This window comes from Dickeya zeae NCPPB 2538 (assembly GCF_000406165.1).
In the GTDB taxonomy this organism is placed as follows: Bacteria; Pseudomonadota; Gammaproteobacteria; order Enterobacterales; family Enterobacteriaceae; genus Dickeya; species Dickeya zeae.
In genome coordinates, this window is the sequence record NZ_CM001977.1 from 2,728,302 (window position 1) to 2,747,064 (window position 18,763).

The 18,763-nt window shown below is 57.6% G+C and carries 15 protein-coding genes; all 15 read right to left on the bottom strand.

The window, feature by feature from the left end:
• Nucleotides 1-9 precede the first annotated feature (9 nt).
• The 15 genes from DZE2538_RS11955 to phnL all read right to left on the bottom strand — a co-directional run bounded on the left by DZE2538_RS11955 (nt 10) and on the right by phnL (nt 18,761).
• Complete coding sequence (locus DZE2538_RS11955) at nt 10-786, bottom strand: HpcH/HpaI aldolase family protein (RefSeq protein WP_038916454.1); 777 nt, start codon at nt 784-786, stop codon at nt 10-12.
• Entirely contained in the window at nt 780-2,636 is a 1,857-nt protein-coding gene (locus DZE2538_RS11960; RefSeq protein ID WP_038916455.1) for an IucA/IucC family protein, read from the bottom strand. Before DZE2538_RS11960 ends, DZE2538_RS11955 begins: the two co-directional genes overlap by 7 nt.
• Before the next feature lie 97 nt (nt 2,637-2,733).
• A complete protein-coding gene (locus DZE2538_RS11965) occupies nt 2,734-4,182 on the bottom strand; it encodes a DHA2 family efflux MFS transporter permease subunit (protein ID WP_038916456.1) in 1,449 nt (482 codons plus the stop codon).
• Complete coding sequence (locus DZE2538_RS11970; protein ID WP_038916457.1) at nt 4,172-5,425, bottom strand: type III PLP-dependent enzyme; 1,254 nt, start codon at nt 5,423-5,425, stop codon at nt 4,172-4,174. Before DZE2538_RS11970 ends, DZE2538_RS11965 begins: the two co-directional genes overlap by 11 nt.
• On the bottom strand, nt 5,418-7,295 hold the full coding sequence (locus DZE2538_RS11975) for an IucA/IucC family protein (protein WP_038916458.1): 1,878 nt from the start codon (nt 7,293-7,295) through the stop codon (nt 5,418-5,420). Before DZE2538_RS11975 ends, DZE2538_RS11970 begins: the two co-directional genes overlap by 8 nt.
• Before the next feature lie 102 nt (nt 7,296-7,397).
• Nucleotides 7,398-9,512 (bottom strand): TonB-dependent receptor, encoded by a 2,115-nt coding sequence (locus DZE2538_RS11980; RefSeq protein ID WP_019846304.1) that lies wholly within the window; start codon nt 9,510-9,512, stop codon nt 7,398-7,400.
• A gap of 166 nt (nt 9,513-9,678) precedes the next feature.
• Nucleotides 9,679-11,073: a diaminobutyrate--2-oxoglutarate transaminase gene (locus DZE2538_RS11985; RefSeq protein ID WP_038916459.1), complete on the bottom strand. Its 1,395-nt coding sequence runs from the start codon at nt 11,071-11,073 to the stop codon at nt 9,679-9,681.
• Nucleotides 11,074-11,457: 384 nt separating this feature from the next.
• Nucleotides 11,458-12,354 carry a phosphonate ABC transporter, permease protein PhnE gene (gene phnE / locus DZE2538_RS11990; RefSeq protein ID WP_019846302.1) on the bottom strand — a complete coding sequence of 299 codons (897 nt, stop codon included), beginning with the start codon at nt 12,352-12,354 and terminating at the stop codon, nt 11,458-11,460.
• On the bottom strand, nt 12,351-13,217 hold the full coding sequence (gene phnE / locus DZE2538_RS11995; RefSeq protein WP_012885246.1) for a phosphonate ABC transporter, permease protein PhnE: 867 nt from the start codon (nt 13,215-13,217) through the stop codon (nt 12,351-12,353). Before phnE (DZE2538_RS11995) ends, phnE (DZE2538_RS11990) begins: the two co-directional genes overlap by 4 nt.
• Before the next feature lie 162 nt (nt 13,218-13,379).
• Nucleotides 13,380-14,312, bottom strand: coding sequence for a phosphonate ABC transporter substrate-binding protein (gene phnD, locus DZE2538_RS12000; protein WP_012885247.1), 933 nt, complete (start codon nt 14,310-14,312; stop codon nt 13,380-13,382).
• 141 nt (nt 14,313-14,453) lie between these two features.
• Nucleotides 14,454-15,332: a phosphonate ABC transporter ATP-binding protein gene (gene phnC / locus DZE2538_RS12005; RefSeq protein WP_019846300.1), complete on the bottom strand. Its 879-nt coding sequence runs from the start codon at nt 15,330-15,332 to the stop codon at nt 14,454-14,456.
• Nucleotides 15,333-15,573: 241 nt separating this feature from the next.
• On the bottom strand, nt 15,574-16,323 hold the full coding sequence (phnP, locus tag DZE2538_RS12010) for a phosphonate metabolism protein PhnP (RefSeq protein ID WP_038916460.1): 750 nt from the start codon (nt 16,321-16,323) through the stop codon (nt 15,574-15,576).
• 4 nt (nt 16,324-16,327) lie between these two features.
• Nucleotides 16,328-16,891: a ribose 1,5-bisphosphokinase gene (phnN, locus tag DZE2538_RS12015; protein WP_023639437.1), complete on the bottom strand. Its 564-nt coding sequence runs from the start codon at nt 16,889-16,891 to the stop codon at nt 16,328-16,330.
• Nucleotides 16,891-18,042, bottom strand: a complete 1,152-nt coding sequence (gene phnM, locus DZE2538_RS12020; protein WP_038916461.1) for an alpha-D-ribose 1-methylphosphonate 5-triphosphate diphosphatase — start codon at nt 18,040-18,042, stop codon at nt 16,891-16,893. The genes phnN and phnM overlap by 1 nt, the downstream gene beginning before the upstream one ends.
• On the bottom strand, nt 18,039-18,761 hold the full coding sequence (gene phnL, locus DZE2538_RS12025; protein ID WP_019846296.1) for a phosphonate C-P lyase system protein PhnL: 723 nt from the start codon (nt 18,759-18,761) through the stop codon (nt 18,039-18,041). The genes phnM and phnL overlap by 4 nt, the downstream gene beginning before the upstream one ends.
• Between the last annotated feature and the right edge of the window lie 2 nt (nt 18,762-18,763).

Below are 18,763 nucleotides of genomic sequence, written 5' to 3' on the forward strand. Positions count from 1 at the left end.
TCCATTGGATTACTGTCCTTCTGCTGAAATCGTTGCGGCCAGTCTGGCCTGTAACGCGCGAAACGCGATGCCGCGCTCGTCGCCCAAAACAAATGCGCGCACACCTTGCTCACGCCAGCGGGCATGATCGTCAGGTTGGCGGGGGATGGCGCAATAGCACACACCCTGCGCCTCGGCGGCAAAACGCACCTCGGCCAGCGCGGCCTGCACCGGGGCGGCCGCGGTCTGCCACGGCATGCCCAGCGACTGAGAGAGATCCGCCGCGCCCTCCAGTATCATGTCCAGCCCCGGTACTGCGGCGATAGCCTTTGCCTGACGCACGCCCTCGGCGCTTTCAATCATCGCCACCAGCAGGATTTCCCGGTTCGCCAGCGTGACGTATTCCGCCAGGCTGTGCTTACCAAAAGCACCGGGGCGGCCGCTGTTGAGACTGCGCTCGCCCTGCGGGTGGTAATAGCAGGCACGTACCGCCGCCTGCACCTGCTCAGCCTGCTCCACCATCGGCAGCACAATGCCCTGCGCGCCGCCATCCAGCAGCCGCAGCATGGTTTTAGGGTTGGCGTCTGCCACTCGCACCAGCGGCGTGAGCGCATAGCTCTCCGCCACCCGGATCATGTTTTCCACCGTTTCCGGGTTAATCAGTACGTGTTCGGTATCGATAATCACGAAATCGAACCCGGCTTCGGCGATCAACTCCACCGATACCGGCGAGGGAATCGAGGCGATTAACCCATAGACCGGCGTACCGGCCGCCAGCTTGCGCTTAAGATGGTTGGTTCTTAGCATGACGACGGCCTGAACGGATGCAGGGGGTTCGGCACCGATTTAAAGCGGCGTTCACCGTCGCCCAGTAACCGGCGTTTCGTCAGTTCTTCCACCTCGTAGGTCGGTGCAAACACGTCAAACAGCGCATAGCGCGCACGGTGCTGTGGGTGTGCCGCCTGATACCCCAACACCACGTCCGCCGTCATTTCCCAGAAACGCGCTTCCGGCAGCTGATAGTGCTGACGCAGGAATACCGCCATTTCTGCCAGACAAATAAAGAAGAACGAATCGCAGGTGAAATCGCGCACCGCTTCAACGTCATCGGTCAGGATGAAGGAGTTACGGTTGATTTTGGCGTGACTGGCCGGTAGCGGCACCAGATCCGGGCGCATCGCCGGGCGCGCCAGATGGTCCGGCGAATAGCGCACCCCGTCGTGGAAATCTTTCAGTGCGATGCGCTGCGGCCAGCCATCACGCACCACCAGCACGATATTCTGGCCGTGCGACTCCATGCCGATGCCTTCGGCGTACAGCATGTGAATGATGGGGGAAACCGTCACGTCCAGCAGTTGACGAGTCCAGGCTTCCAGCCCGTACTGACGAATCCAGGCGTCGATAAACGGGGCCTGCTCGCCGCCGTCGTAGCGGTGCTCGACATGGCTTAAGCCGTTAAACGGCACCGCCTGTTCATCCGGTTGCAGATACTGATGGATGCTTTCACGCCAGATAGCCCCCATCACGCCGTAGGCCTGCGCCATGCGGGTGGCGGGTAAGTTCTGGGTATCAAAGCTCACCCCAGCGACTTCGCCGAGGATCACAAACTTCAGGTTGCGGGCAGTCTGATCGGTATCGATCAACTGTTGCAGCCAGTCGGTGATGATGGGCCCGTTCATCACCGTGTGCCGCGCCAGAATACGGGTGCTGGAGGTGTTGGTCATACTCATCGCCAGCTTGACGTACGGCCTCGTTTTCTCGGTCACGTTCGCCAGCGTGCGAATCGACTGTTGCGCCTGCCAGCGGTCGTCGGAATCACCGAGGTAAATCAGCTCGCCGCTGACCAACTCCGGGTAAAATACCGGCGCAATCACGTTTTTCCACTGCCACGGGTGCACCGGTATCAGTTGATAGTCCTGCGCTTTGCGCCCCTGACGCACCAGTTGCTCGCTAAACGCCTGCCAGCGCGCTTCACCAAACTCAGCGAGCAGGAAATCATCCAGATTCAGTTTGATCGACTGGTTGGCTGAGGCGCGTTGCTTCGACAACGCCAGCCAGACGATAGCGAAAGGCTGACCGAACTCTGGCCCCCACTGGACGTTATCCTGCAAGCTAAAGCCGATGCGCGACTTGTAGCAGGGGTGGTAGCTGTGTGCATCCATAAAATGGCGCTCCAGCTCATCGAAACTGAGCTGATGTGCTGGCTTACCGGGGCGATAATCCTGTGCGCGCGACTGCAAATCTTTGAGTTGCGTCTGCTCCAGTTCCTGCACAAAACGCGTCAGAAACGGGTTACTCTCCTGCTCGCCCAGCAGTTCTTCCAGCATCAGGTGCAGGTTGGGTGACTGCGCATTACCGCTGGCATCAACGCGCTGCACACTGGCGTAATCCAAGCGAATCAGCGCAAAGCTGTCACTCAATAGTCCGTTGCAGCGGTATTCCACCGGCTGTTGGTGTGCATCACGGCCGGTTATCACAAACTGGCTGTGGCCCTCGCCTATGTCCGTGCAGTGATAAGGCAACACCTCTTCGTACAGCAACGTCTGTAACAGTTGCCCGACCACACGCTGTTCTACCAGCTGATAACGCTGCGCATCCATCTGCAACAGCCAGTCACAGGCGATACCCTGCAATACGACGGGGGATAATGTTTCCATACAGTCTCTTAACCTTGTCAGTAAAAATAACGTTGTCAGCCCAAATAACGTGGTAGTCAAAATAGCGTGACAGTCGTCAACCCAGTACCTGTGTGCCTCAGCGCATCTCACGTGTCCCGATGTGGGGTGGTGAAGCCCCGGCCAACAGTGCGTTGGCCGCTGTTTCGTCACTGCCCGAGGGGAAACGCAAGGCACAGGGCAGCGCCAGCACGATCAGTATGCCGGTAGCCATAAAGGTCTCGCTGATGGCGGCGGCACGCGCAGCCTCCTGTGCCAGCCCGCTGCCCGCCAGCCGGAATTCGAGGTACAACGACGCCACCACGATCGCCAGCGATGACACCAGACGCCGTGAAATGTTGTTCATCGCCGCCCCCTGGGTGACCAGCGTTTCCGGCAGTACATTCAACCCGGCGGTGGTGACCGGCATGTAGGACAACCCCAGCCCGATGCCGCGCAGTATCATCCAGCCGAACACCACACCAATGGATGACTGCGCCCCCACCATGCCTAACCCGATGGTCGCCAGCGCGGTCAGTAACACCCCGGTAGCCACAATCCGCGCCGGGCCGTGGCGGTCGAGCAGGTTGCCGCCGAGCTTACCGAACAGGCTGGCAAACAGTGCAGTGCACAGCAGCGCCAGCCCGGTCCAGATGGCGCTGTACCCCATCACCATTTGGACCAGCATCGGTAATAACACCAGACATTCGAACATCCCGACCGACTGCACCACCGCAATCACCACACTCAGTCGATAGCCGTGCAGTTGAAAAATACGCAGGTTCAGCAGCGGCTCGCGTTTACGCAGTTCGACGCGAACAAAGGCCGCCAGACAGGCCGCTGCCACCAGCAGCATCAGCAGGTTGAGTGGATTCGTCAGCGCCGCCGCATGATGTAATCGCCCGGCGGCTACCATCAGCAACCCAATACCGGCGGACACCAACAGATAACCGGTCATATCAAACGGCTTGCGCTCACCCGGCGTGGTTTTCGGCAACACCACCAGCCCCATCAATAGCGCCAGTGCGCCGATGGGAATATTCATGGCAAACAGTGCGCGCCAGCTAAACCACGTCAGCAGGATGCCGCCGCACAGCGGCCCCAGCGCCGGCGCCAGCATCACGATAGCGCCCCAGATACCGGTAATACCGCCACGTTCCTGTTTGGGGTATACCGAAAAAATCAGCGTCAGCGACAGCGGGATCATCAGCCCACTGGCAATGCCCTGCACCGTGCGAGCGGCAATCACCAGCGAGATGGAATCCGCCAGCATCCCCAGCAGCGAGCCGCTGATAAACAGCGCCACCCCCAGCAGATAGAGCGGTTTGTTGCCCAGCCGGTGCCCGAGATAGCCGGTCAACGGCATCGTCATCCCCATGCTGACCATGAACGCCGCCACGATCCAGGTAGCGAGCAGCGGCCCAATGTGAAACACCTCAATGAACGCGGGCAGTGCCGGGTTCAGCGAGCTGTTATTCAGGCTGACCGTCGTCGTACCGAGCAGCACATTCACCACCACCAGCCAGCGTGGAACAGCACTAGTCGACACGGTCCACCGCTCCGGTTATATCCACCTTCGTCCCGTCCGCCGTGATAACCCCGGCGTCGGTGATGAAATACTGCGCAGGACGGGGGTGACACAGAAAATCGGCATGCGAAATGTTGTAGCCATAGGCCCCGGCCAGCGGCAGCACCAGCAGGTCACCGATATTTACATCCGTCAGGCGCTGGTCACGGCTGAGTACATCTTTCGGCGTACAGAGCTGACCGACGACCGTCCAGGCGCGCGTTTCCCCTGCTGGCCGCGCGGGTGCTAACGGCAGATGGATGATAGGGTGGTCATGCCCTTGCGCCACCGGCAGTCGGAACTGATGCGTACCGCCGCGACACACCAGAAAATGCTTACCGTGGCTGCGTTTCTTATCCAACACCTCGATGACGTAATAGCCGCAATACGCGCTGATAAACCGCCCCGGCTCAAAGCGAACCACCGGCACATCCGGCTGTTGCGCCAGCCGCACACGCAGGTAGTCACACAATGCTGACCAGTCGAAACGCTCCGGCGTCAGGTACGGCACCCCAATACCACCGCCGACATTGAGGTGGGTAATCTGTTGTGGATGGGCAGACAACGCTTTCCACTGCGGCCAGCGCGTCAGGTACAGATCCAGCAGTTGCTGGTGCCGCTCCACACTCATCTGGTGCGACATGGCATGCACGTGGAACCCTTTGAGTTGCAGGTGGCTGGCGTTATCCACGTCACGCACCGCATCCGGCAGGTCTGCCTCATCCATGCCGAACGGTGTCGGCGTACCGGCCATCGCCAGTTTGCTGGTCAGCGACGACGCCAGCTCCGGGTTGATACGGATGAACACCGGCTGGACCACGCCGTGTTGTTGCGCTCGCTGTTGCAGGCGGGCTATCTCATGGCGACTCTCCACATGGACCGCCTCCACCCCGTGTTCCAGCGCCAGATCAAAATCAGAATCCAGCTTGCCCGGCCCGGAGAACACAAACGGTTTCGCGGTGGCGCACCCGGCCACACGGTCGATTTCCCCGCCGGAGGAAATCTCAAACCCATGAACCAGCGGTGCGATGGCATCCAGAATCGGTTTTTCGCTGTTGGCCTTGATGGCGTAATAGAGTTCGACGCCGGGTGGCAACGCTGCCATCACCTCGCTGACGTGTTGACGCAACGCCGCCAGGTCATAGACAAACGCGGCCAGCGGATCGCGGTGCTGCTGTTGCAGGCGAACGATCAGTTGGCGAACAGGCTGTGGCAGCTTACCCATGCTGCACCTCGCTCTGCGCGAGTGAATCATGCCGCCTTGAGTTATGCTGTCCCGCGGTATGCCACGCTTCGCCGTAGCCTGCCGCCTTACTCGGGTGCGCGGTCTCACCCCAGGGCGACGGCAACTGGACGTAGCTGGCCTGACGATCGGCCTCGGCCGCCAGTCGCACCTTGAGGTTGGTTTTACATGCCACCGGCTCACCGGCGATCAGCGCTTCCAGCTCCGGTGCCGGTTGGCGCAGTTCCGCCTGAATCGCACGTAGCTGCTGTCGGACCCGTTGCCACATCAGCGGTGCCAGATGGGCACGACCATGACTCAACGCCAGAATGGCTTCTGACAGGTGGTTGATGAACAGGCAGTACATGATGCGGTTCCAGCCCTGCTCGCGGGAATACAGCAGCGACTGGCGCACGCGGGGGTGTATATCGTCAGGAATCGCATGGATACCGCGATCGTCGGTCAGCTTCACCCCTTCGAAATCGCGCAGCAACACCTGATGTGGCCGCCCTTGTTGATGCACCAGCACGCTGTTTTGCAGATGCGGTTCCATCACCACACCGTGATTGAAGAACAGTGACAATACCGGTCGCAGTAACCGCGTCTGATAGTCGTCAAACCAGTACAACAACGCGTTGTCATCCAGCGCTGCACCGTAGTATGTGCGCAGGAAAGTATGGATCATCGGCTGTAAATCGACGCCACGGGCAAACAGCGTACCGGCCATGATGCTGTGCTCAGCACCAGTGCGGCGACAGAAGTTCTCACGCAGAATGCCGCCGGTTTGCTCGCGAAACCAGTGTTGATCCGATTCGCTAACACCAACCGGGCTCCAGCTCACCACACCCGGTTCGGCCGCCGCCGTCAGACCGCCCAGCGTATCGGCCTGCTGCGCCAGTAACTGGCGGAACAACCGGTCGATCAGCACTGTGCTTTCCAGCTCGTACCAGGCGTTTTTACGCACGCAATTGGTGATGCGCACGTTCAGCGAGCCTTTGATAAAGTAATCATGGTCTTCGATAAACCAGGTGCGGATAGAAGCCGTCGGGCTGGCGACGCGTCCGCTTTGTCCCAGATCGCGGATCACCTCGTTTTGTAATAACTGCTGTACGCGGGCATCCTGCATGAACAGTTGCGCCTGCACCGGGTGCATACAGATGATGGCGCACCCCGGTGCCGCTGGGGCTTGATCAGCAAACCCCTCCAGCACCTGTTGCGGCGTCAGGCCATTGGCACCGATGTGTAAACCTTCTGTTGGCACCTCGAACTGATGCAACGCCGCTTTAGCCTGAAACTCCGGTGCCCACTGTTCCTGGCCGAGATGTGCAGGCCACAGGCGTGCCTTGGGCGCAGGGTGGCTGGGGTGGCCGAACCACAACCCTTGCTCGCTGTGCAGGTAGTGCTGTAGCGGTGCGTCCGTTTGATGGCGCTGGTTGTGGCTGACAATCGCGCCGACCAATTGCCTGCTCTGAAGAATCTGCTCGTACAGTTCCGGGTTTTTTCTTCCGGCGATGTGTTCGCAGGCCGCCAGCACGCGGGCGATCACACGTTCAAAATCGGGGCAGTGCCAGTCACATTGTGACTGACGCAAATAGACATCAGACAGATAGTGCTGACTGCCGAACGTATCACGGCGGTCCACCATGACAAATAATTGCAGTGAGTCGGGCAAACCGATAACCATCGGAATACCTTTCCAGTCCGCGCCATCAAAATAGGCCCCCGGCGGGATCCCTTTCATTTCGTCTGGCCATTCATATCGCAAATACCCTTCCGGTATAGCGAACTCTTTGATAAGGCAATTGAGTAACCCATGCAGGGCTGCTTTTTCGCTTATCATTCTGGACAAAGCATCATGATTAAGGTTGTTCATCTCTGCTCCATAAGAATAACAATCGGCCGGTGATGTCGTGGCGACGGTTAACCATCCTAATTAACGCACGGGAAATAGCCCCGCCTTTCGGCGGGACATGAATTAAAAGTCAACGCTATATCCTAACGTCACGGTTCTTCCCCGACCGGAGAAATAACGCAGGGAGTTCACAATCGCGCTTTGCGAGTAATACGTGATGTACTCCTTATCAAACAAATTGGAGACCGCCAGATTAATTCTGCCTTTCGGCAATTTATAACCGACGGCGGCATCCACCAGTAAATAACCGTTAAAGTCCTGCTGACGGTTATCCATAATTCTGTCAAAGGCGTAATTGGCCTGAATAAAGGAAGACCACTGCGGCGTCCAGTTGGCAGACCAGCTGGCGGTCAGGCGATCCGGCGGAATATTCAAGCCGTCCAGCTTGCTGTCCAGGCTGCCGTTGCCGTCACTGTCATACCATCCCTGAATATGGGAATAACCGAACTTCACGCTATGATCATCATTCACTTTGTAACCCAGTGAAGTTTCGATACCGTCAATGCGGGTTTTCTGGCGCTCACTCTGGAAGGTGCCGTTGACATCCACCACACGCTCGCCCAGCTTAGAGGTCGAGCGGTAGTAACTCATCTCAAACGTCACCGGGTCTTTATCGATACGAAAACCGGTTTCAACGTTATCCGTGACAATCGGTTCCAGCGGCAGCATGTTGACCGACTGATTGGCGGTTTTAATGCCACGCAGCGTGCGGCCGACGTCAGGAATACCAAAGCCTTGTGAATAGTTGGCGAACAGGCTCACTGGCTTATACGGCGTGGTCCAGACCGCGCCCACGTTATACAGCGTCTTGTTGAAACTCAGCCGACCGCCTTGTACATCCACACTGTTATTCGGCGCTTTGGCGGTACTGGCCGCCACCGTCCGGAAGCTGTCGATGTCCAGTCGGGCGTACTCATAGCGCACCCCGGTGGTAATTTTCAGCGAATCGACCGGCTGAATATCCCACTGCATAAACGGCGACAGGTCGGTGTATTTCATCTGTGGCGCATAGATGCGCTTGGTCAGCCAAAAGTCTTGTTTACCGGTATCGAACAGGGTGTCGAACCCAACGGTCGCTTTCAGGTAGTCATCCCAGATATCGTCTTTGGTCAGCGCCACTTTGCTGCCATAACGGTTGGAGGTTACCCGTGACTGGTCATAAAGCGTATTCAACGGCGCAATGCGGACATCCTGGAAAGAAGCGGAGTTATCTGCGCCGAACAACGACTCGTAATTCTGGTAATACACCAGCGAGTTCAGTTTCATACCCGCCAGATTGTAATTATCGTAGGTAGCGCTGGTGGTCCAGACGCTGTTCATCGGCGCATCGCCGACCGGACGCCCGGATATGGACGTGGTCGGGATACCCTTATCGCGATCGCCAGCGATACCCAGATAGTTCATCTTGCCTTTGATCTGATAACGGTTGAGGCTGAACTGGACTCGCTGGTCATCATCCAGCCAGTAGCCGACCTTCGCTATCACGTCATAGGCACGTGAATCCATCAGGTCGCCCTGGGTATTATCCACCCCAATCGGGCGATCTTTTCCGTCCAGAAACAGCCCTTGATCTTCATAACTGACGGAGAACAGGTAATCCAGATACTCTTCGCGGCCACTGAAACCGTAAGTGGTTTTGTAGCTCATGGTGTCTGAGCTGACTTTCGTCGGCGAGGTGGTTTCCACGCTGAAATGCTGGTTAAACGAACCCGGCTCCGGGCGGCGAGTGATAATATTGATAACGCCACCGGTCGCGCCGATGCCGTTGCTGGCGCTGGCACCGTGAATCACTTCGATGTGGTCCACCATCGAGAAATCAATGGTGTGCATTTCACGCCCGGTAGGGCGCAGCGGGTTCGATTGCGGAATGCCATCGACCATGATCAACGGCGCACGACCACGGAATGTTTCACCGCTACCGCTCATTTTCTGGCGGCTCGGTGCCATTGCCGGTAATAAATTACTTAATATCTGGGAAGAATCACTGGTAATTTGTCGCTGCTGTTCAATCTGTTCTTTAGTAATAATGGTTACAACCTGAGGCGAATCTTTTTTTTCGGTATCCGTTCGGGACGCCGTGACCACCATTTCGCTGTCATTTTTATTTGTATTATCTGCTGCGTCAGCCTGTGTAAATAAAAATAATGGCGTCAACGCATATAATGCCCGAACCTTCATTCCTGCAACCTCATTATTATTTTCCCAGTCAATAAAACGCTGATGTTCCCACCAGCACATGTCATTAAATAATTTGTTCAGCCCAAAGTGATGCCCGTAATAACGCCGCCAACGGTTGGCTTTTATTATTTCGCTTTTGGGGTCATGACGGGCTATTCACGCTGAATTACCGATGGCGGGTTTGCGCCACCGCGTCAGTTAACGCCTGCTCGAAGCGTGCCACAACGCTGCGACACTGTTCTTCGCTAATAATCAGGGGTGGCAGCAACCTGACCACATTACCCTGTCGGCCCCCCCGCTCCAGCAGCAGCCCCTGCCGGAAACAGTGCTGTTGGATAGCCGCTGCCAGCTCGGCATCCAGCGGGTAGCAACCACCGGCCTGCACGGGCTGACGCTCATCAACAATTTCGATGCCCAGCATCAGGCCACGGCCACGCACCTGTCCCAGACAAGGGAAACGTGGTTGCATCTGCATGAACTGCTGTTTAAGCCATTCACCACGTGCCGCCGCCTGCGCCGCCAGTTTGTCGCGCAGCAAAATATCAATGGTGGTTTTCCCGGTCGCCATCGCCATCTGGTTGCCACGGAAGGTGCCAGTGTGAGTACCCGGTTTCCAGACATCAAACTCGCGTCGAATGCCCAGCACCGCCATCGGTAAACCACCGCCCACCGCTTTCGACATCACGACGATATCGGGCTCAATACCCGCCTGTTCAAAGGCGAACATACTGCCGGTGCGGGCAAACCCAGCCTGCACTTCATCCACAATCAGCAGGATGCCGTGACGGCGTGTCACCTCGCGCAGCATTTGCAGCCAGCGTACCGGTGCCGGGTTAACGCCCCCCTCGCCCTGCACCGCTTCAACGATAACCGCCGCTGGCAGTGGCATACCACGTTCGACATCATCGATAAACGCGGTGAAATAGCGACTGAGTGCCTCAACGCCCGCGTCACCGCCAATCCCCAGCGGGCAGCGGTATTCATGGGGATACGGCAGGAATTGAACCCCGGGCATGAGATTCTGTACGGCCTCTTTCGGCCCGATATTGCCGGTCACGGCCAGGGCACCATGGGTCATACCGTGATAACCGCCGGAGAAGCTGATAATGCCGCCCCGACCGGTATAGGTTTTCGCCAGCTTCAGCGCCGCTTCCACCGCATCTGCCCCCGAGGGGCCGCAAAATTGCAGGCAGTACTGGCTTTCACCGCCCGGCAACAGCGCCAGCAAGGTTTCACAGAAGGCATCTTTTAGCGGTGTGGTGAGATCCAGCGTGTGCATCGGCAGGCCCGATGCCAGAAATGCCTGAATGCTGGCAACAACCTCCGGATGGTTATGCCCCAGTGCCAGCGTCCCCGCCCCTGCCAGACAATCCAGATACCGGTTGCCGTCCACATCCGTCACCCACACGCCCTGTGCTTGCTGGATGACCAGCGGTAATTTGCGCGGATAACTGCGCACATTGGATTCAAACCGTCTTTGACGCTCCAGATAATCGGCATTGGTTCTCTGCCCACTCTCCATGACCGCCGCATCCATTACCGCCCACTGTGTCTCTGACATCGCCTTCACCCTCCGTGATATTGATAATGACAATAATTATCATTAAGAATAGTGATACTCAAGTGTTATTTAAATGACAGTTTTCATAACCAAATCCTTACAAACACTGACGGAATGCTAACTAAGCGCAGGTGGCAAGAGGGTTTTTTTGCGGCAAAAACGGGGGCAAAATACATGAGGCGAGCAGGCCGGACATGAGCTCATTTTTGTGATGAATATCACAGTAAGCGATTGGGGAGTATTCGGGTGTATCGCTGCGATATCCCGCAAGGGGAATTGTCGGATGGGATAATAAAAATGCCGGTTCCCCTATAGAAAACCGGCATTATAACAAATAGATAAGTCAGTCAGCTCAGGATGACTGATGATGAGTGTGGCGATGAATTAGTGTGACGACGATTCCGGCTCAAACAACGGCAACGGTTTACCGATGATATAACGCTGGCGCAAATGGGCGGATAGCACATCCATAAGCATCACCACCACCACCAGAATCAGGGTGATGAACATCACCACATCCCAGTTCCATAGCCGCATGTTTTCGGCATACACCAGCCCGATACCACCCGCGCCGACAAACCCCAGCACGGCGGCGGAGCGCACATTCGACTCCATTTGGTAGAGGCTGAGCGCCAGAAAAGTTGGGAACGATTGGGTAAAAATACCGAAGCGGTGTTTTTGCAGGCTATTAGCCCCCACCGCGCTCAACCCACGGCTCGGCGAACGCTCTACCGCTTCATGCCCTTCGGCGTACAGCTTGCCGAGCAAACCGGCATCCTGCATCAAAATAGCCAGCGCACCGGAGAGCGGCCCCATGCCCACCGCCCGCACAAAAATAAGCCCCCATATCGCCATATCGATGCCGCGTAACACATCCAGCAAACGACGCACCAGCAACGCCACCGGTCGCAATATCGGCGCGTGCATCACGTTACGGGCCGCCAGAAATGACAGGGGTAACGCCACCAATGTGGCCGTCAGCGTACCAGCGAACACAATCGCGATGGTGATAAATATCTGTGACAGGTAGTAGCCAAACGGCCAGTTGGCAAAGTCGTGCCACACGAACATGCGCATAAAATAGCGCCCTAATTCACCGAAGCCGCGCACCCACTGCTCGATGCTAATGCCGAAAAATACCAGAAACACCACGTAGTAAAGCAGTACGGCGGCCCCCGTCAGCCCGACACGCCACAGATAACGGCGCTGCTGGCTGAATAGCTCGGGGTGTTGCTGTTTGATGGCGGCGATATCCGTCGACGCCAGCGAGGTCATGTTCATTTACTCCCCTCCACTACCCGCTGTCGCAACCATCCGGACAGCGCATCCAGCATTGAAACCACTACAATAATCAGCAGCATGGTGATGCTGACCTGGTCGTAGCGGTCCAGTTTGATATTGGTCATCAGTTCCTGACCAATGCCCCCGGCCCCCACCAGCCCAAGAATGGTGGACTGGCGGAAGTTGATCTCCAGCCGCATAAAGCTGTAGGAGAGCACAATAGGTTTGACCTGCGGCCACAACCCGAAGCGCATGCGCTGTAATACGCTGGCACCACAGGCAGCCAGCCCGCGTACCGGCCGTTCCGAGGCGGTTTCGATCGCTTCATAAAACAGCTTGGTCAGGCTACCAATGGTGTGTAACGCCAGCGCCAGAAAACCGGGGATGACACCGATACCAAAGGCCATCACAAACATCACTGCCCACGCCAGTTCCGGCATGGTGCGCAAAAACGCCACCAACGCACGGATAGTAAAACGCACCCCTGGCGGGCTCTGGGTATTTCCGGCAGCCAGAAAGCCCAGCACCACCGATGCCGCCACCGAGAATAACGTGGCCGCCAGCGCCAGGTTGAGCGTTTCCCAAATAAGCGGTAACTGGATAGGCAGGCGGTATCCCCAGTAAGCCAGTGACCCTTCGGTATGACCATCCGCCAATAACAGATGCCAGTGCAATACCGGCATCGTTTCCGACAGGTAGTCAAAAAAATGGGGGAACGACGTCCACAGGGTGTTCAGATTAAATTCGGACAATTTGCCCGCGCCGATATACAGCACGGCCAGCACCAGCGCCCATGTCAGTGACTCGCGCTTTTGCTGCGTGCGTATGCGCTGGTAGTAGCGTTCAAAATCAGGGTTCAGCATGCGTTTAGTCTGGATGGTGGAAAACAGATGAGCGGGTCGGCGTCGCCATAAAGCGAGAAAGGCATCCTGCCTGTGTTACCGTCCTCAATATCGCGCCATAATGCACCGCGGATTCAGCAACGCGCCGGGAGCGATAGCCCGGCGCAATACCGCTAAGCGTGCTTAACGGTTGCCTTTAGTCAGCTCGCGTTTCATCTCGATGATGGTTTTGTAGTCATCCACGCTGGCCGGGCCGATATGCTGTTTGCCACCGACCGCTTTGATGAAGCACTCGTGGTCTTCTTTATCCAGCTTATTCACCGCGGCGATCAACTTGGCTTTAAACGGCGCAGGCAAGGCGTTGCTCACCAGCACAGGACCGTTCGGGATCAACGGCGATTGCCAAATAATACGAATCTGCTTCATCAGGTCCGGGTGGTCCATACGGATCAGACGGCCAAACGCGCCGCTGGTATAACCGGTGTTGTAGTCACCGATCATCGATGCCCAGGTCACCGCACCATCAAACTGGCCGTTCAGCACACCGAGGATGTCCTGCTCGTGGCCACCGGAGAAGGTCACGCTGGAGAAAAAGTTGTTGTACTTGTTATCCGCATTACCGCCGAACTGCTGTTTAAACGCCTGATTAGGAATCAGGTAACCAGAGGTGGAATCCGGGTCGGCGAAACCAAACGCTTTGCCTTTCAGGTCTTCCAACTTCTGATAAGGGCTGTCGGCTTTGACGACTACCACCGAGTGGTAACCACGCGACTGGTCTGCGTCATCCACCACGATACCGACGATATCCACCGCGTTCGGATCTTTGATGTACACCGACGCATACGATGAGGGCGACATGCTCAGCACCAGATCAATCTTCTTACCCAACAGCCCCTGGATGACACCGGCGTAATCAGACGAGTTACGCATTTGCGTGTCCACGTTCAGCTCTTTATCCAGAAACTGTTTGACGCACTGGTTATCGCCGATTTGCTGGGTGGCGTTCTGCCCACCCAAAATGCCCAGGTTCAGGGTTTTCGGTGTTTCCGCGGCGAAGACGCTGGCGGACACTACCGCACCGGCCAGCAACGTGGTCAACGTAAAAGTTTTTTTCATCGGTTTGCCTATTTTGTCGTTATGCCAAGGTGATGTGATAGTCGAAAAGCCCCGCATCAGCGCTAGTGCATCCTTGCTCAAACGTCATCGTTAAACATCATTGTTAAAACCAACGGAGCACGGGTGATGCCAAACAGGGAATTAATGAACCGGTTGCAGGTCGTCGCCATACAAGGTACGCAGCAACCCGTCGGTCAACGCTGACGGCGAACCGTCAAACACAATGCGCCCTTGTGCGATGCCAATGGCCCGGGTGCAATATTCTTTCACCAGCTCGACCGAGTGCAGGTTGACGACCACGGTGATGCCGTTGTCACTCACCTGTCGCAACACGTCCATGATGCGACGGGTGTTTTTCGGGTCGAGGGAGGCGACCGGCTCGTCGGCCAGCAGGATTTTAGGGTTCTGCATCAATGCGCGGCAGATGGCAACACGCTGCATCTGGCCGCCAGACAGGTTTTCCGCCCGTTGCAACGCATGCGGCAACAGGTTCATCCATTGCAGCAGCCCAATGGCATGGGCGCGATCTTCGTCGGAAAACAGCTTGAAGAATGATTTCAGGGTCGAGGTTTGGCTCAGACGGCCCAGCAGTACGTTGGTCAGCACATCCAGTCGCGGCACCAGGCAGAAATCCTGAAAGATCATGCCGCATTCGCTGCGCCACTGGCGCATCTGACGACGACTGAATTGCAGTACATCCTGCGTCTCGCCGTGCAGGTCGACCTGCGGCTGTGTGTCGACCTGTGATTGTGTATAGCGCAGAATTTGCCCTTCGCTGGCCGGGATCGTGCCGTTCATCACATGCAACAGGGTCGATTTACCTGCACCAGAACGACCAATCACCGCCACCATTTCACCAGCGTGCAGGTCAAAATTGAGGTTCTCCAGCACCCGTTTCTGCTGCCCGGAATAGGCTTTGCACAACTGCCGTACTGACAGAATGGGAGACTGTGATTGCGCCTGGGGTTGATAGGTGTGCAGTTGGGTAGCGCTTTCGGATGCTAACAGTGCCTGTGCCATGGTTTTCGTCATCGTTTACGGTTAGTCAACACTATGGACGCTATTAAGCGCAGTGCAGATGAACACTTGATGACAGCTATGTGATTAGAAAATGAACATTGCAGGGGGCGGCGGCACAAGAGCGCGACAGCAACGTGCACGTTGGCAAGTCGATATCCTTACTTACCAACGCACACGGGGGGAAATGCCAGTAGGTGAGCAGCGTCGACAGACCCACTGCCCACAGTAGTGACACGACAGCTTACACCACAATCCACGCCCCATCGGCAGCGGCCTGTACACCCTCCGGCAGGGTGTTTTGCATCAGCCAGGCGTCGGTTTCATGGCTGAGGTGGGTCAGCCAGGTGTGTTCCGGACGTAACCACTCACGCACCTGCAATACGGTGTTCAGATCACTGTGATTGAGCGGTGGTGTGTCGCGCGGCGGCTGGGTGCAGTCCATCACCATATGCTCAAGCCGCTTACCCCGCAAAAACGCCAGGGTGTCATCCGGCAGGCCGCAGGTATCGGTTAAATACGCCACGGCATGGCGACCGGTTTCCAGCAGATAACCAAAGGTGGGTTTGGAATGATTCAGCGGCAGTGCCGTCACCCGTAACGCGCCCATCGCCACCGTCTGAAACGGCGTCATCGCCGGTTGAAAATCCAGCCGTCGAGGATGTTTATACAAGTCATCGCAGCCCTGTTCATCCGGTGGGCCGAATACCGGGATCCGATCGCCGATGCCCCAACGCAACGAAAACAGCCCCTGAACATGGTCGACGTGGTAATGCGTCAGCAGAATACGGCGGATTTCATTCACGCCAAAGCGCTGCTCCAGTTGCGTCACGCCTGCATCCAGCAAGGTCACCTCGCCATCACACCGAATCATCAGGCTGCTTGGTCCACGCCGAAAACGGGGATCCCGACGCGCACGTTCGCAGGCGATACACTGACAACCGGTCAACGGCACCTGCTGTGCGTCACCGGTGCCCATAAACATTAAATCCATAGCATCACGTCCATTTTTCAGTCTCTCGTTTTTCAGCTGCCAGCAGGGTGTGGAACGCCTGTAGCGTCTGTGCCAGTGGTCCGTCGTTGTTCAGCCGTCGGCACGTCGCCGGGAGGATATCCATCGCATCGGCCCGTTGCAGCCGCAGCGCTATCTGCGCTTCATCTTCCCGCCCACGCTGGCGTAATCGCTGTGCCAGCACCGCCGCAGACACCTGCAAACACACTGGTAATAACCGGCTGCCATAACGCTGCTGTGCTTGCTGGTGGTGAGACCGGGAGCCGTTGACCACCACATCCAGCCCGGCGGATAACCAGTGATCGACTTCAATGCCGATACCGTACTGATACTGGTGTGCCTGCCAGTGCAACGCGAACAGGTTGTGCTCACGCCGATAGGCAAACTCCGCCTCGCTCAGCGCAATGTGGTTCTCGCCCCCCGCCTGTGCCGGGCGGGTGATATACCGGTGCGCCACCAGCAGGCGCACTGGCTCGGTTTGCCGCAGGGCATCCAGCAGCGTGTCTTTGCCGGAGCCGGACGCCCCGGTCAGCCAGATGAGCCTCGCCATCAGAACACCTGCCGTCCCTGAGCCCAGACATGGCGGATTCGTACCTGCCCGTGGGTATGGTGCGCCAGCACCAGATCGGCACGCCGACCCTCGGCTATCCGCCCCCGGTCGACGAGCCCGACCGCCTGCGCCGGATTGTCGCTGACCATCGCTACCGTCTGCGGCAAGGTAAAGCTATTGCGCTCATCGTCAGCGAGGCGAAACGCCGCATCCAGCAAACTGGCGGGATAATAGTCGGATGACAGAATATCCAGCAGCCCCAACTCCGCCAGATGAGACGCCGCCACATTGCCGGAGTGAGAACCGCCACGCACGATATTGGGTGCCCCCATCAGCACTTTCATGCCGCGGGTGTGCGAGGCCTGCGCCGCGATTTCCGTGGTAGGAAACTCGGCAATCACGCTACCCAGCGCCAGCGATTCATGTACATGGGCTTCGGTGGCGTCATCGTGACTGGCGAGCGCAATACCGCGCTTACGACAGTGAGCGGCAATCGCCAGTCGGTTTGGCGTTGACCAGCGTTCAGACAGCATGCGTTGCTCGGTTTCAAACGCATCCATCTCGGCATTGTTCAGGTGGTATTTCCCCTGATAGTACTCGCGGTATTTTTCCGGTGTCGCAAACTGCCGCTGCCCCGGCGAGTGGTCCATCAGCGACACCAGCGCTACTTCCGGGATATCCATCAGCGCTTCAAACAGCGGCAGGGTGGTGTCGTGCGGCAACTCACAGCGCAGATGCAGCAGGTGTTGCGCCCGGTTCACTCCTTGTTGCTGACTATGCACCACGGCGTCAATCATGCGCCGCAGGTTGTCGAGCCGGTGGCCACCGTCACGCACATCACCCACCGCCACCGCATCCAGCACCGTGGTAATGCCGCTGGAGACAATCAGCGCATCGTGGCTGCTCATCGCCGAATGCGCTGGCCAGTCGACTTTCGGGCGCGGCATAAAAAACTTGTCCAGATTGTCGGTGTGCAGCTCGACTAATCCCGGCAACAGCCAGCCGCCCTCACCGTCCAGCGCCTGCGGCAGTTGGCTGGGCGTAGAAGAAAAGTCTTCAATCACGCCATCACGCCAGGCCAGCGATCCGCTGACCACCTCGTTCGCCAACACCAGTTGGACATTATTGATTATCTGAGTCGTCGCACTCATGCCGTAAGCTCCTGCGTGACGGGTGCCATGTGGTGCAGGCGGTCCGCCACGCGGGCACGCACGTCTGCATCGTGGAAAATACCGACCACGGCGGCGCCACGCGCTCGCGCTTCTTCTATTAACCCCACCACCGCGTCGCGGTTGGCGGCATCCAGCGAAGCGGTCGGTTCATCGAGCAACAACACGGGATAGTCGGCGATAAAGCCACGGGCAATGTTGACCCGCTGCTGCTCACCACCGGAAAAGGTGGCGGGGGCCAGCGTCCATAACCGGCGCGGGACGTTAAGGCGGGTCAGCAGTGCGCTGGCGCGTGCTTCACACACCGCACGGTCTTCACCGCGTTCCAGCAGCGGCTGCATGACCACCTCCAGCGTCGAAATACGGGGGATCACCCGCAGAAATTGGCTGACCCAGCCGATGGTGTCGCGTCGTACCGCCAGTATCTGCCGGGCCGGGGCCGTCACCAGGTCCACCCACGTATCACGATGGCGTACCCACACCTGCCCGCTATCCGGCTGATAGTTGGCGTATAAAGAGCGCAACAGCGTGGATTTGCCACTGCCGGAGTGCCCATGCAACACCACACACTCCCCCGCCGATACCGTCAGGCTGGCCTGATGTAACACCGGCAGCCGGGCGGCATGCTGGTTATGCAGAACAAAGGTTTTACTCAAATTTTCCACGCGCAGAATGGTCATGGATGTGCCTTCGGTTGTCATAG

Bases quoted from the DNA above. Each gene is read 5' to 3' on its own strand.
- DZE2538_RS11985 (WP_038916459.1), bottom strand. From the start codon at position 11,073: ATGTCAGAGACACAGTGGGCGGTAATGGATGCGGCGGTCATGGAGAGT.
- phnN (WP_023639437.1), bottom strand. From the start codon at position 16,891: ATGGCGAGGCTCATCTGGCTGACCGGGGCGTCCGGCTCCGGCAAAGAC.
- phnL (WP_019846296.1), bottom strand. From the start codon at position 18,761: ATGACAACCGAAGGCACATCCATGACCATTCTGCGCGTGGAAAATTTG.
- DZE2538_RS11975 (WP_038916458.1), bottom strand. From the start codon at position 7,295: ATGAACAACCTTAATCATGATGCTTTGTCCAGAATGATAAGCGAAAAA.
- phnE (WP_019846302.1), bottom strand. From the start codon at position 12,354: ATGAACATGACCTCGCTGGCGTCGACGGATATCGCCGCCATCAAACAG.
- phnC (WP_019846300.1), bottom strand. From the start codon at position 15,332: ATGGCACAGGCACTGTTAGCATCCGAAAGCGCTACCCAACTGCACACC.
- DZE2538_RS11970 (WP_038916457.1), bottom strand. From the start codon at position 5,425: ATGGGTAAGCTGCCACAGCCTGTTCGCCAACTGATCGTTCGCCTGCAA.
- phnP (WP_038916460.1), bottom strand. From the start codon at position 16,323: ATGGATTTAATGTTTATGGGCACCGGTGACGCACAGCAGGTGCCGTTG.
- phnD (WP_012885247.1), bottom strand. From the start codon at position 14,312: ATGAAAAAAACTTTTACGTTGACCACGTTGCTGGCCGGTGCGGTAGTG.
- DZE2538_RS11980 (WP_019846304.1), bottom strand. From the start codon at position 9,512: ATGAAGGTTCGGGCATTATATGCGTTGACGCCATTATTTTTATTTACA.
- phnM (WP_038916461.1), bottom strand. From the start codon at position 18,042: ATGAGTGCGACGACTCAGATAATCAATAATGTCCAACTGGTGTTGGCG.
- phnE (WP_012885246.1), bottom strand. From the start codon at position 13,217: ATGCTGAACCCTGATTTTGAACGCTACTACCAGCGCATACGCACGCAG.
- DZE2538_RS11955 (WP_038916454.1), bottom strand. From the start codon at position 786: ATGCTAAGAACCAACCATCTTAAGCGCAAGCTGGCGGCCGGTACGCCG.
- DZE2538_RS11960 (WP_038916455.1), bottom strand. From the start codon at position 2,636: ATGGAAACATTATCCCCCGTCGTATTGCAGGGTATCGCCTGTGACTGG.